12 protein-coding genes are annotated in these 13,640 nt (G+C 59.1%); all 12 read right to left on the bottom strand.

The window, feature by feature from the left end; translation table 11 throughout:
* Nucleotides 1–95 precede the first annotated feature (95 nt).
* The gene (locus tag Q4S41_RS22700; protein ID WP_305033431.1) at nt 96–956 is read right to left on the bottom strand and encodes a hypothetical protein; all 861 of its coding nucleotides are present in this window, start codon (nt 954–956) and stop codon (nt 96–98) included.
* A 502-nt stretch (nt 957–1,458) separates the two neighbouring features.
* A complete protein-coding gene (locus tag Q4S41_RS22695; protein ID WP_305033430.1) occupies nt 1,459–2,502 on the bottom strand; it encodes a DUF6371 domain-containing protein in 1,044 nt (347 codons plus the stop codon).
* Between the two features lie 78 nt (nt 2,503–2,580).
* Nucleotides 2,581–3,975: a YfjI family protein gene (locus Q4S41_RS22690; RefSeq protein ID WP_305033429.1), complete on the bottom strand. Its 1,395-nt coding sequence runs from the start codon at nt 3,973–3,975 to the stop codon at nt 2,581–2,583.
* Nucleotides 3,976–4,411: 436 nt separating this feature from the next.
* The gene (locus tag Q4S41_RS24615; protein WP_369811346.1) at nt 4,412–4,699 is read right to left on the bottom strand and encodes a helix-turn-helix domain-containing protein; all 288 of its coding nucleotides are present in this window, start codon (nt 4,697–4,699) and stop codon (nt 4,412–4,414) included.
* A 72-nt stretch (nt 4,700–4,771) separates the two neighbouring features.
* Entirely contained in the window at nt 4,772–5,773 is a 1,002-nt protein-coding gene (locus tag Q4S41_RS22685) for a hypothetical protein (protein ID WP_305033428.1), read from the bottom strand.
* The gene (locus tag Q4S41_RS22680; protein ID WP_305033427.1) at nt 5,774–7,096 is read right to left on the bottom strand and encodes a site-specific integrase; all 1,323 of its coding nucleotides are present in this window, start codon (nt 7,094–7,096) and stop codon (nt 5,774–5,776) included.
* A 637-nt stretch (nt 7,097–7,733) separates the two neighbouring features.
* Nucleotides 7,734–8,612, bottom strand: a complete 879-nt coding sequence (locus Q4S41_RS22675; protein ID WP_305033426.1) for a helix-turn-helix domain-containing protein — start codon at nt 8,610–8,612, stop codon at nt 7,734–7,736.
* A gap of 87 nt (nt 8,613–8,699) precedes the next feature.
* The gene (locus tag Q4S41_RS22670) at nt 8,700–10,334 is read right to left on the bottom strand and encodes a Na+/H+ antiporter (RefSeq protein WP_369811345.1); all 1,635 of its coding nucleotides are present in this window, start codon (nt 10,332–10,334) and stop codon (nt 8,700–8,702) included.
* Between the two features lie 125 nt (nt 10,335–10,459).
* Nucleotides 10,460–11,032: an NAD(P)H-binding protein gene (locus Q4S41_RS22665; RefSeq protein ID WP_305033425.1), complete on the bottom strand. Its 573-nt coding sequence runs from the start codon at nt 11,030–11,032 to the stop codon at nt 10,460–10,462.
* Nucleotides 11,033–11,097: 65 nt separating this feature from the next.
* Nucleotides 11,098–12,087, bottom strand: a complete 990-nt coding sequence (locus Q4S41_RS22660; RefSeq protein ID WP_305033424.1) for an aldo/keto reductase — start codon at nt 12,085–12,087, stop codon at nt 11,098–11,100.
* A gap of 32 nt (nt 12,088–12,119) precedes the next feature.
* Nucleotides 12,120–12,503: a nuclear transport factor 2 family protein gene (locus tag Q4S41_RS22655; protein ID WP_305033423.1), complete on the bottom strand. Its 384-nt coding sequence runs from the start codon at nt 12,501–12,503 to the stop codon at nt 12,120–12,122.
* A 65-nt stretch (nt 12,504–12,568) separates the two neighbouring features.
* Complete coding sequence (locus tag Q4S41_RS22650) at nt 12,569–13,558, bottom strand: aldo/keto reductase (RefSeq protein WP_305033422.1); 990 nt, start codon at nt 13,556–13,558, stop codon at nt 12,569–12,571.
* Nucleotides 13,559–13,640: the final 82 nt, after the last annotated feature.

The following is a 13,640-nucleotide window of genomic DNA, read 5'->3' as shown; positions in this document are numbered from 1 at the left end:
GGTTATGCGCGGCGGGGCGCTGGTGAAAAAGACTATTATGAAAAGGAAATTGTGGGATGCTTTGGTTTGCTGATTCCCAACTAAATCTGAACCCTTTACTCCGGGTGTGGAAGAGCTTCTAGGAGCGCATTCAAGCCTTGGTGTAGAACACGGTAGCCCACTGTCTCATCGGGCGGCATGTGGGCATACCTTTCCGCCAGATGCTGACACCCGTTCAGCACGGACACGAAGTGGTCAGCCAGTGCCTGATTGGCCACGTCTTGATTAATTTCCTGCTCTATCTGGTCGATTACCGGGATGGGCACCATCCGGCCGTGGTCGTCTGGCCGGTACAGCGGCATTTCCCCGCCGCCCATGGCCGCAAACATTTTGCGTGGGGCAAAGTCGGTCTGCTGTTCCACCACGAGCGTGAAGAAATTGTAGTCAATCGGAGCGCTGGTTCCGATGTATTCTCCCTGGCTGGTGGGGTCGGCGAAGAACCGGGCCAACTGCCGATACAGGCTATAATCAACCAGGCGGGCAGGGTCGGTTGTCTCAGTTACTTCCCAGCCTTCCCCCGCGTCGGGGTCGCCGATGCCGCTGTGGTGCCAGTCGGCATCCTCGCCGCCGTACTCGTTGAGCAGGTGTCGACGGTTGGCCGCTGCGTAGGCGGTGAGGTCGCCGTCAAGCTCAGCGTAAAAGAAGGTCAGCAGTTCAGCGGCCTGCTCGATACACCAATACAGTTGGTTCAAGGCGTTGCTTACGACCGTGAGCTCATAGTAGCGCTGGGCCTGCCAGACGATAGAAATGTCTGATGTTTTGCCCTGCGCTTCGGTCGCAAACGCCACCCGACAAGCGTGCATGGACACACGCGGGACGCTGAACGTTTCCTGCGTGTGAAGGCCGCCCAGGTAGGCGTTGAACAGCTGGGCCAGCGGAGTTGTGGCCTCTATTTTTTTGAGAGCAGTGCCGCGCATGATTGAAGCGTTTTAGGAGATTGGTGATTTTCTAATCTCAGTTTTTCAATGTCTTATAAATCGATTGGCCGGGTTTTACAGCTTGTCATTGCAGGCCGACGACAAGAAAAATTGAGAAATCTTGCGGGCCTTTTGTCACATAGTGTATTCCGAATTGTCCTGTCAAAAAATGGAGGAGCAAATGGATTGATTATCAGAGTATTGAAATAAAAAGTTGCCAGTTTTGGCCCAGTGATAATCAAGCGGTTACAAAGAGCAAACCTTCTCTATTGGCTGGAAATGGCCTTTTGTGTACCACTTCTTGTCCTACTCTTGCGTTGCCTATTGCATTCTATTTGTGATGCCCTTCACCAAAGCGGGCATCAAATGAGACAGAAATTAGAGCAGGCTAAGGCTACATTCAAGGAGATTACACCGTATTTGGAAGCGCTGAAATTGGTGCTTCAGATAACCCTCCCATTGCTACAGATTTTCATATTGTGCAGGTAAGGCATGGCCTGGGTTATGCTTCCGCACGCTCGTCCCAATTGGGTGGGTAGCCGGGCCATTCTCTGAGCAGCACGTCGGCCAAATCGAGGCCAGCGCTGCGCTCTTCCTCGGTGGCCATTTTTTCCAGGTCTTGGGATACTCGCACATCGAACCCCTGGCGCCTCAACTCGTCGGCACGGCTGTTCCACGCAGCGTAAGCCCCGGCATCGGGAAATAGTACGATGCGACGCCCCCGCAATGGCTCCAGCCGTTCAGGAGTCAGGTAGCTCAACCCCATCGTGGCCAGCCACACGTAGCGTGAGGAGTATGGGGTAGCGATAATTGCCGTTTTGGCGCTTTCAACCAAGGCCACGGGCTGCGTGGGCGGCGCACTGGCCAGTTGAGGGAGCCCAAACAGGCACGGGCTTTTCTGGCCGTGTTGGTCGTATTCCGTGAGCCAGGATGGTAGCGGCTGGCCTCGGCGCTCAAATTGGTGGGCCAGGGCCGTGTGCGCCCAGGTAGTGTGGCGGCGCGGCTCCTTCACTGTATGCCCGCCGGCATCGTAGAGGACCACCTGTCCTCCCCGCGCACGCCCTTGCTCGTCGACCAGCCAGAAAACGCAGGCACCGGGCCAGTAGGTCGAGGTGCCCAGGCCAAACCGCTGCAGCAATTCGGCGGTGACGCCAAGGCCAAAGTGTTGACACAACAGCAAGGCCAAATTGTTGTGCTCGTAGCGAGTCAACGTGGCTTGGTACACTTCTGGCGGGATGCTCAGCACCGCGGCGGGGGCTGGCGCTGGTCGTGCTTTCCGGATAGCGACAGACGCCGCCGCTGGGCGTTCGCCACGCTCAGTGGCCGTGGCGTAGCTCAGTCCCCCGCCGGCCGGCCGGGTGTAAGGGCTCAAGGCATAGCCGCAATTAGCCTCCCGGTCGCAGCGGCCGTACTCGTCGGGCAGCTGCTCACCTGTTTCGGTATCCACGTAACGGGTGAAGCAGCGCGGCTCTTTGCAGCCCGGGCAGCTGAAGCGCGACTTCGGCCCGGCATAAGGTTGCAATTGATAACGATGGGGAGTGGGCATAAATCAACCGCGTTTCTGCGTTTTTTCGAGCCGACAAAACCGACAAAATGGGTTATGTCAGTTTTGTCGGCTCGTGCGTTAAGGTTTCAGAGGAAAAATGCGGGGGTTGGCTTCGTAGGCAGGTGCTGGTGGTCGCCCGCCTTCAGCCGCTGCTGGCCGAGGAACTTCCCGCAGCCAGTTGGCATCCATCAACTCCTCCAGCGTGCTCAGCACAGCGGGGCGCTCGCCCAGGCCTTGCCATCCTTTGCGCTGTACATCGCGCACCGTAAATGGAGATGGAAGCCGGCCCGCGCGCAGGTGTTCACCCAGTGTTGCGGCGGCACTACCGCGGGCCCCGTATGCATAGAGCCGACGGGCATGGGCAGCGAAATAGGTGCACCACTTGCCAGCGAGTTGAGCGGCGTCGGGGGTAACTGGTCCCGGTACCGAGGCGCCGCTTACCACGTTGAGCAGGTGGAACAGCAGTGATAGGGTAGGGTAAAGCTTGCGGTACTTGGCCAGGTGCTGCACCAGCGCGGGCGATTCGTCGCTGGTGTCGAGGCCGTGTTGCCAGGCCGTGAGCCAGTCCACAAATACTTCCTGCGCGGCTTCATCGAAATGAAAAGCCGGGATGCTGTCGCCAGCCAGCAGTATAGCCCCGGCGTTTACCGGCTCCAGTGCATCGAGGCGGCGCAACAACTCTACGGCGTGCGCCTGGGCCGTTGCGTTCGGAACCGAGTCCACGTAACGGAAGGGTCGCGGGTCTGGCCATGTGGCCAGCGACAGGCGTTGTATCATGCCGTCATTTTCGCCATGCAGCGTTTGGTGCAGGTAATGGCCCAGTTTGTCAGGTTGAATACCACCCAGCAACGAAATGCAGCAGTTAGGCACGAACTGGGAGCCGCGCCCTACTCTGTCGCTGCTGAAGTCGCTGGTGCCGTTCCAAGCCTCGAGGTAGAACTGCCGCTCGGTTTCACGGCCTTGTTTCTCCCAGCCTTTGAGCAAGCCGGTCAGTTCGTCACGGAAAACCAGCAGCCCACGAGGGTTGTCGCCGAGGATGGATATCAACTGCTCCACCGTACTATCGTTCACTAAATAGCGCCGCGCCGCAGGTGGCGCTGTGGCACTGAGGGCGGCCAACTCGTTTTGTAGAACTTTTAAATCTAGCTCGTTGCCCTTGTCAGCGGCTTTGGTAAGTTTCTTTTTGATGGCTTCCCGTCGAGCCTTCACCACATCGGCCTCGGCCTCGTGCAGTTGGGCATTTTGGCGGTACTCGTCGCGGGCATCCCGGTCCAACTGCTTGAGGGGAGCTAGCGCTGCCGCCAATGTTGGCGTTTTAAGTTTCGACGGGTCAGCAACGATAGCACCCCAAAGATTTGGCACCTCCAACCAGCCAGTATCGAGTTGCTTGGGACGGATGCCGCACCGATTGCCTACCACAGCTCCGAGCATAACCAGCCAGGCTACTGCCGGCCAATCGGGTGGGCACTGCATCCGGTGCGCTACATCTTGGAGGGCCGGCCGAAGGGCAGGCGGAAATAAGGCTTCGTCGAAAGCCGGGACCGGACGCAGGCGCGGGGTCAGGTCAGCTGGCTCTGGCCAGCCAGGCGCTGGGTCAGCGGGCTCCTCCGCCAAGCGGTCAGCAGCCAATAGAAGGCTGGCTTTATAGCTTCCAGTGGTGGGGGCTTCGCTCAGCATGGGCGGCTCCCTTCTGCGGCCGGACGCAGGGCATCCAAGGCGGTGCTTAATTCCTCGGCACTAACTCCGAAGCGTTGGCAAATATTAGCCTGCCCTTTCTCCGAAAATTCCAGACTGGGCAACCCCCGAAGGTATTTGCGTAGAGCACTGAACTGCGTGCGGTTACTTGCACCAGCCTTCTTAACTTTGGCCTGCTCTCCCAGCATGCTCAAAGTCTTGCAGTCGTCAGTGCTCATGCGCTGGCGACTGTTTTGTTTTGGCCCCGATTTCCGGCCGCTACCCATTCCAGTAGCTCGGCACGGTTAAAGAAAAGCCGGTTTCCACGTTTTGAGTGAGGCAATGCCCGCGCGGATACCAAGGCATATATGCGAGGCTTGCTGAGGCGCGTTACCTCTTGCGCTAGTTCGAGGCCCCCTACCTCGGGAGCCGTGGCGGCTGTGCTGCGCTGTTGCAGCAGCCTGTTCAGTAAGTCCTCTATCGTCTCCAGACGACCGCTGAGGTGTTCGAAAGGATTGGTCATTTGCTCCGTCGTTTAGTTAACGGTAGCAAAGCACTGATTGTCTGTGTGGTGTACACTGGTGTACACCGGTGTCTATTTTTTAAGCTCTAGTTGTTGTAGCTCATCTTCTGCTTGTTGGCGTTTGTCTTCTGGGAGATGGGGAATCACTGCCGATATATCGCGACACATAGGAATTATCGCTTTTCCCTCAACACCGGTGCGGTTTGACGTGCGCTGAACATAATTGAGGTCGGTTTTTAACTGCCGGCCGCTGGTGGGGGAATTATATCCAGCAACTCGAGCTGCCTCCCCTGCTGCTGTAGTAGTCTCCCACGTGACCCCTTTGTAATAATGTAGCAGGGCTACTTGTCGCAGAGTAAGCTCAGCGCCCTTTTGTAACTCATCTGGCTTATAATTAGCAGCTGATAGAGTATCTGTATCAGGCTCGTGGGCTATACCATATGGCCCCTCACTAGCTTTTTCACTTGTTGCCTCCTCAAATTGAACCAGTACCCGCCGAAAGTGCTCGATTCTAGCCACATTTTCCCCAGCCTGACTCGGGCTATCATTGTGTCGCTTCTCTGGGTTGAACTCAAATTCAAGGCGCGAAAGCCACGTGTCACCGGCCCGGCCCGCACGAAATTCAACCGCTACGGTGCGTAATTCTTCGGCCAAATCTTTAAGACGCTGAGCTAAGTACAGATTCTTGTCGAGAGCCCGCGCGTACCCACGTTCGAACTGCTTGCTCAACGCCTGGGCCCTGTGGGCGAAAAACAGCGGCAGTGATTCTTTAGGATTACGCATTTTCCGCATCACATAGAGTCGGCTTGGTAGCGAGCGGATTCGCAGGAAAAGCTCGGTGCGGTCATGAGAGTACTTGTTGAAGCGCCCCCCGACAGATAGCCAAACTGACTTCTTGAAGTAGAAGTCCACGCAACTTCTGTAGTACCACTTGATATAGTTGTCGGTGGTCAGGCCGGTCAGTTCCTGCTTAACTGCTTGGACAACGCCGTCATAGTCGGCAACGGTGCGATAATAGTTAAGCGGCTGATTCACGGTGATGTATTCGGTTGGGTAGCAGAAGGAAGAAGGCACCTATAGGAGCCGTTTAAAAGCATCGTCAACCAATTCCGACCCGAACGAATCCAGGTACACGGCCGTCACGGCTTCCGACTTGTGTCCCATGGCCTGGCTGATGACGGCGGTGTTCTCGCCGGCCAGCTTCAGCGCCGTGGCAAACGAGTGCCGGGCCACGTAAGTCGTGAGGGGAGTAGTAATACCAGCTTGTTCGGCCAGTATTTTCAAATCCTTATTCACCTGGCCCAGCACCTTGTGCAGACGGTTTTTAATCTGGGTGAGAGTGCGATGCCGCGCGGGGTTGAGAATAGGAAATATGTAGTTCCCGGGTGTCGCTCGGGTTAGTGGCGCGTAGGTAGCCAGGAGTGCAACGGCCGGCCCCATCAACTGCAAAGAGAATTTGCCGCCGGTTTTCTGCCGCACGTACTGCAGGCGGTCGGGGCTACCACTTTCATCAAAAGTCAAGTCGCTCCAGCGCAGCTGGGCCAAGTCGACGAAGTTGATGCCGCCCCCATAGAAAGAGAACAGAAATACCTCCTTGGCGAGCCGCAGCCGGTCGGTAGCAGGCTCCAGGGCTTCGAGCCGACGCACTGCCGCGCGTGGTAAAGCCCGCTTGGTAGTGCTTACATCGAATTTCCCAACGCTGAACTTGTGCTTCTCGGCGACGGTGCGCGCGAATGGATAGTGCTCGGCTTTGGCCACGCCCGCGGCAATGGCCTTGTTCAGGACGGCCCGCAGGGTTCGGAACCGCAGCGAAAGGGTGATTTCCTGGGCGCCCGTGGCGCGCAACGTTGCCTCCCACTCGGTGCAGAAGTTGCCGTTTACACGTTCAAAAGGCACATCAGCGGCGCCGTATTCGGACTGCAGGAATTTCGCCAGTTGATTGCCCAAATCACGGTAAACACCTGCATTACCAATTTTCCCCACGGCAGCCATGCCGGCGGCTAGCTCTTCGATGTAGGCCAGCAACTGCACCCGGCGCGCGGCTTTGCGTTCCTCGATGCCTTTGGAAAACACGGCCTCGGCATCGTGCTGCTCATCAGCACGGGCTAAGGTATCAGCGGCCTCAGTGTATTTGGCCTCCCAGCTAATCAGCCCTTTGATTAACTCCTCACGCTGTGGCTCCGGGTAGCTTTTGCGAACAGCCTCGCGATAGTTGCTTTTCTCCGCATTCCAGTACTTGGGCAGCAGCGAGAGGCCCGTATACCGGTATACCTGTTTGCGGTTCTTGGTCACCCGTACCACCAGCGGGTGCGACCCATCAGCCAGCGTTTTGCTAGTGTAGTACACTATCTTCACCGTGGCCTTGCCCTCTTTGTGGTCGGTGGTCTTGGTGCTCATTCTGTATAACCCGGGTTATACGGCGGGTTATACAAACATAATAGAAAAGGGGGTATTGTCAATAAACGACAATAAGCCAATGTGCCAAAACAGATTGGTTTACAAGCATGTTGAGTAATGATAGTAGGGCGCAATTAGATAATGGCCTTAGCTTCCCAAGCTGAGGGTCGCGAGTTCGAACCTCGTTTCTCGCTCATTCAGAAACAGCCACTTAGCTTATTTGCGGAGTAGCTGTTTTTTTGGGGTGTTACATAAGTGTGCTTAAGATGCACTTCAGGGTTGAAAGCCCCGGCTGGCAATAGCGCTAGCTATGAGGTAAGGCTGCCTGCAGCGTTGTGAAATGAGTTACCACACCACAGACGGAGTGTGCCTGGACCGGTGGCGACGTACAAGTAGCGGAGAATTAGAGTATAAATATCTCCCGAGCCGGGCGCCGGATGTGGCGTTTCTGCCGCTCGGTGGGTGGTATAGTTAGGGGTGCTATTGAGCAAGTTTGCGTGGCTGAAGAAGGGGGTGGATGGGGCTGCGATTGGCCGGGGGTAAAGCCTGGCCGCGCTTTGAGGCGTGGGATAGAGCCAACACGAGCAGGCCAGAAGGTCGGCTCGTGTTGGTGTAGCGCTGGATTGGAATACGCAGGCTAAACCGCTTTGCGGAAGGACAATGGGGTGCTACCGGTGTGCTTTTTGAAGAAATTATTAAAGTAAGAGGAATACTCAAAGCCGAGGCTTTGTCCAATTTCGGCCACGTCCCAATTCGTATGGTGCAGCAGGGCCTTGGCTTCGCCGATGATGCGGTCGGCAATGTGGCTGGTGGTGGGCTTGCCGGTTACCTCCTTCACGGAGCGGTTGAGGTGGTTGACGTGGATGGCGAGGCGGTCGGCGAAGTCCTGGGCGGATTTGAGGGGCAGGGCCTGCTGGGGGCTTTCGATGGGAAACAGACGTTCGAGCAACTCCAGAAACAACGAGGTAATGCGGGAAGACGCGTTTTTGTGCTGGAAAAACGTCCCGGTGGGCTGCATGCGCAGGGCTTCGTGGATGAGCAGCTGGATGTAGGTGTGAATCAGGTCGTTTTTGAAGTGATAGTCGGCGCTCTGTTCGGTTAGAATCTTGTCGAAAATGCCGGCGATGTAAACGGCCTGTTCGTCGCTGAGCCGGAAGACGGGCGTGCTGCCGATTTGAAACAGGGGCGAGTGCTGCAGACTCTCGGAACGGTCGGTGGCTTTAATGAACTCCTCGGTGAAGAGGCAGGCGTACCCCGTTTGCGAGGCCGATAGCAGTTCCGTGGAGTACGGAATGTGCGGGTTGGCGAAGAACAGGCAGGTGCCACTCAACTCGATGCTCTTGTCGGCGTAGTGCAGGATGCTGTGGCCGGTGAGCAGGGCCACCTTGTAGAAGTCGCGTCGCGCGTAGGTGGGCACCGGGTTAACGGACGTGTCAACGGGGTACGCCTTGAAGCCTTTCAGCTTGAGGTCGATGGTGTTGATTTCGGCGGCCGTGGCCACTACTTCGGTGCGCATGGGGCGGGGAGATAAAATCGAACGGCGTGCGGGAGGCACAACGCGGCGGGGGTGAAAAAGGTGGCCAGCACCGGACCTGCTGGTGGGCTACGCCGCGCCGGCGGGCTGGAGCTGTTTTTCGCGCAGCTTATATTCTTCCAGGTCCAGAATGGCCAGGTATTTTCGGATGATTTCCTCGTCGAACTCCTCCCGCTGGTTCATCTGCTGCAGCAGGGTGCGTTGCTGTTCCAACGCGTTCAGGTAGAACCGCTGGTACTGCTGGAGCGTGTCATTCGGAACCTCCCCCGCTCCGTCGAGGGACCGGGTAAGAAACTGGCGGTCCAGCTGCAGCCGCGCCCGCAGGTTGTGGAGGAAGTCGTTGGGCGGGCCGTCCGCGGGGTGCTGCTCGTCTAGGTAGCGCAGGGCTTGCTGGGCCAGCTTTTTCTGAATCAGCAGTTCCTGGCGCTCTTCGGGGATGGTGGTGAACTTGTCTTCCAGCTGCAGCTGGCGAATCAGCCAAGGCAGCGTCAGGCCCTGCAGCACCAGCGTGACGAGGATGACCACGAAGGTGATGAACAGAATCAGGTTGCGGAACGGAAAGGGCTGCCCCGCCGGGGTGAGCAGCGGAATGGCCAGCGCCGAGGCCAGCGACACCACCCCGCGCATGCCGGCCCAGCCCGTGACGAGCGGCAGCTTCCAGCCCGGGTTGGCGTCGGCCACGGTGATGAAGTGGCTGGCTACCCGCGTGAAGAGCGACGCGCCCAGCGCGCACAGCAGCCGGGCCACCACGAGGGCCAGCGAGACAAGCAGGCCGTACCCAATGGCCGTGCCCAGGCTGGTAGCGCCCAGCTGCCGGGTAATGGTGGGCAGCTGCAGCCCGATGAGCAGAAAAATGAACCCGTTGAAGACAAAGCTCAGCACCGTCCACACGTTCACGCCTTCAATACGGCTGCGGTAGGTGAGCATGGTGTTGCGCTGGCTGGAGAGCAACAGCCCGCCGCTGACCACGGCCAGCACGCCGGAATACTGGAAGTGCTCGGCCGCGTAGTACATGCAGTAGGGCGTGACCAAGGACAGGACCGTGTCGATGCTCGGGGTTGTTGGCAGCCAGCGGTGAATGGCGTAAAACACCCCGCCAACGCCTACGCCAATGAGCGTGCCCAGCCCGATGACCAGAAAAAAGCTGCCCACCGCCTCGCCGAAGGCAAAATGCCCGGTGAGCACGGCCGCCAGCGCAAACCGAAACACCATGAGCGAGGAAGCATCGTTGAGCAGGCTTTCGCCTTCAATGACGCTGAGCAGCACCTTCGGCACTTTCACCTGCCGCATGATGGCGGTGGCCGAGATGGCATCGGGCGGCGAGACGATGCCGCCCAGCAAAAAGCCCAACGCCAGCGTGAACCCCGGAATCAGGGCGTGCGACACGAGCGCCACCACGCAGGCGGTGAGGATGACGATGGGAAAGGCAAAGCTGGCAATCACCCGCCGCCACTTCCAGAACTCCTTCCACGACACCTGCCAGGCCGCTTCGTAGAGCAGCGGCGGCAGGAAAATCAGGAACACGACCTCCGGATTTATTTCGAGGTTGGTGAAAGCGCCGGTGAAGCTGAGCGCCAGGCCCCCCAGCACCAAGACGATGGGATAGGCCAGCCGCAGCTTCTGCGCCAGCATCACCAGCCCCAGGATGAACAAGACCAGAAAGACGAATTCGAACAGCAGGCTTTGCATCGCGGAGTAGGCCAAGGGGAGGCAGGAAATAGAACGTCGTGCTGAGCGCAGCCGAAGCATCTCTACCGGGGAAGTAAATAAGCACTACTGCGGTAGAGATGCTGTGCATGACGTTCAGATAGTTAGACTCATCTGCGTTGCTAGCAGGGCTTGTTGATACCCAGGCTTTTCCGAGCGTATTGCTCGGGCGACGCGATAATCCGGGTGATGAACGTGGCCAGGCTTTTCTGGGAGATGACCGAGCCGCGCTCGGGCTCGCCTTTTTGGGTGGTTTCGAAGTCCACCTCGTTGTCGGAAGTGAACCAGGCCGGGCGCAGGATGGTGTAGTCGAGTGTGGACGTTTCCAGCACGTCGGCGGCCCCGCGGTAGGGCTTGAGCACGGGCTTCAGGGGCTGGTCGTAGATGCCGATGGAGCTGATGAAGATGACCTGCCGGACGCCGGTTTCATTCATGGCCTTCACGATATTTTGGGCCATGCGCTCCAGGTCGCCCGAAAGGTTGGCGTAGACAAGGTCCTGGCCCGCGACAGCGGCTTTGAGCTGGTCGTAGTTCTGCACGTCGCCTTCCACCACTCGGGCCGCGGCCGGGGCGTTGCGCAGGCGGCGGGCGTTGCGCACGAATAGAGTCAGGTTGATTTCGGCCTCGTTGGCCAGTAGGGCGATGACCTGCGTGGCAATGGTGCCGCTGGCACCGAGGATAAGGACGTTTTTCATAAGACTGGAACAGGCGGGGACTCGGGTAGCAAAGGGGGACGGGCCCACCGGAGCCCAAACTGGCCCTAGCGGTTTATCATCTGCTGCGCGGCCGGGGAGTAGCGCTCGCCCTGAATCGTGATATGGGCGGCGGCTTCCTCGATGTGGCGCAGGTCGGCGGCGGTAAGCTCCAGGTCGACGGCCCCGAGGTTTTCTTCGAGGCGGGGCAGCTTGGTGGTGCCCGGAATCGGGGCAATCCAGGGCTTCTGGGCCAGGAGCCAGGCCAGCGCAACCTGGGCGGGCGTGGCCTGCTTGGCGTGGGCAATGCGGCCGAGCAGGTCCACCAGCGCCTGGTTGGCCTTGCGGTTTTCGGGGTTGAAGCGCGGCAACGTGTTGCGGAAGTCCGTCTTGTCGAACTCCGTATGCTCGTCAATCTTGCCCGTCAAAAAGCCGCGGCCGAGCGGGCTGAACGGCACGAAGCCAATGCCCAACTCTTCGAGCACGGGCAGAATTTCGGCTTCCGGCTCGCGCCAGAACAGCGAATACTCGCTCTGCAGGGCCGTGACCGGCTGCACCGCGTGCGCCCGGCGGATGATTTGCACGCCGGCTTCGCTCAGGCCGAAATGCTTCACCTTGCCCTCGGCAATGAGGTCTTTCACGGTGCCGGCCACATCCTCAATCGGCACGCTGGGGTCGACGCGGTGCTGGTAGAACAGGTCAATGCGGTCGGTGCGCAGGCGCTTGAGCGAGGCCTCGGCCACGGCGCGGATGTTCTCCGGGCGGCTGTTGAGCCCGCCGCCTGTGCCGGGCACCGTGGTGTTAAAGCCGAACTTGGTGGCGATGACCACTTGGTCGCGAAGAGGCTCCAGGGCCTCGCCCACCAGCCGTTCGTTGGTGAAGGGGCCGTACACCTCGGCCGTGTCGAAGAAAGTGACGCCGCGCTCCACGGCGGTGCGAATCAACTTGACCATTTCCCGGGTGTCGGCGGCCGGGCCGAAGCCGTGGCTCATGCCCATGCAGCCCAGGCCCAGGGCGGATACTTCGAGGCCACTGGTACCCAATTGTCTGGTTTTCATGCTAGTGTGGTTATGGATGTTTGCGGAGTGTGTTAAGCGGCCGTGGTGTGCAGGTTCACCAGCTTCCAGTGGTTGTTCTTCCTAGTGTAGACCTCGGTGTAGACCAGGGTCCAGGCCCCTTTCGACCCGTTCATGGTCACGCGGAACCGGGCTTTGCCCACCAGCACGGCGGTGTTCCCATACACTTTGACCGAGGCTTGCAATAGGTCGATGGCGTTGTAGACAAACCGCCCGGTGCGGAGCTCCTGAATCCACTCCTGCTTGGAAGAGAAATGGCCGTTGAGGTGGATGAAGACGAGTTCGTCGTCGAACAGGTCTTCTATCGCGTCAATTTCCCCCGCGGTTTTCCAGTGGAATTTCTCCTGGGAGAGGTTCAGAATTTCCGTTGCCGTGGCGGTTTGGGTGAGGGCGTCCATGGTGAAAGTAGCATACGTAGTGGATTGGGTTGTACTGCAGCCGTGACGGCGGAGTTGGCCTGTCCTTATTCGGACATGCTCAGCAAGCCGGCGTCGAGGCGCTCGCCCTGTACCTGAATGCCCGACAGCTGACGGTCAATCTCCTGCAAGTCCGCGGCGGTCAGCTCCAGCGTCACCGATTTGAGGTTGTCGTCGAGGTACTCGACTTTGTCCATGCCGGGAATGGGCACGATGGATGGGCCCTGGGCCAGCAGCCAGGCCAGGGCAATCTGCACGGGCGTGGCGTTTTTCTGCTGGGCCATGGCGCGCAGCATGTCCACCACGGGCATGTTGGCCTTGATGTTTTCCTGCGAGAAGCGGGGGAAGTTGGCGCGCAGGTCGGTGCCGGCGTCAAAGGTCGAGCTGGTATCGATGGTGCCGGTGAGGAAGCCGGTGCCGAGCGGGCCCCACGGCACGAACCCGATGCCCAATTCTTCACACAGCGGCAGCACCTCGGCCTCGGGCTCGCGGGTCCAGATGGAGTACTGGTTTTGCACGGCGGCCACCGGGTGCACGGCGTGGGCCCGGCGGATGGTGTCGGCGCCGGCTTCGGACAGGCCGTAGTGCCGCACCTTGCCTTCCCGAATCAGGTCCTGGAGCGTCCCAGCCACGTCTTCGATGGGGACGTTGGGGTCGACGCGGTGCTGGTAGAACAAATCGAGGTGGTCGGTGCGCAGGCGCTTGAGCGAGGCCTCGGCCACGGCGCGGATATTTTCCGGGCGGCTGTCGGTGCCGGTGATGGCGCCGCTGGCATCGAGCGCAAAACCAAACTTGGTGGCGATGATGACCTGGTCGCGGAACGGGGCCAGGGCCTGGCCCACCAGCTCCTCGTTGGTGTAGGGGCCGTAGGCTTGGGCCGTGTCGAAGAAGGTGATGCCGCGCTCGGCGGCGGCGCGGATGACGGCGATGCCGTGCTGAATGTCGGCGGCTTGGCCGAGGCCAAAGCTCAGGCCCATGCAGCCCATGCCGAGGGCGGATACTTCAAGGCCGCTGGTGCCTAATTTTCTGGTTTTCATGGTGGCGGGGGTAACCGGGATAGAGTTCAGGCACTGCCTTTAGCGCGGTGCCATTCACTCTACAAAGGTCCCCTAGACAGAA

Origin of the sequence: Hymenobacter convexus (genome assembly GCF_030580955.1) — a bacterium.
Taxonomy (GTDB): domain Bacteria; phylum Bacteroidota; class Bacteroidia; order Cytophagales; family Hymenobacteraceae; genus Hymenobacter.
Note: the sequence above shows the minus strand (reverse complement) of the source record. Positions and strands in the feature narration are given on the sequence as shown.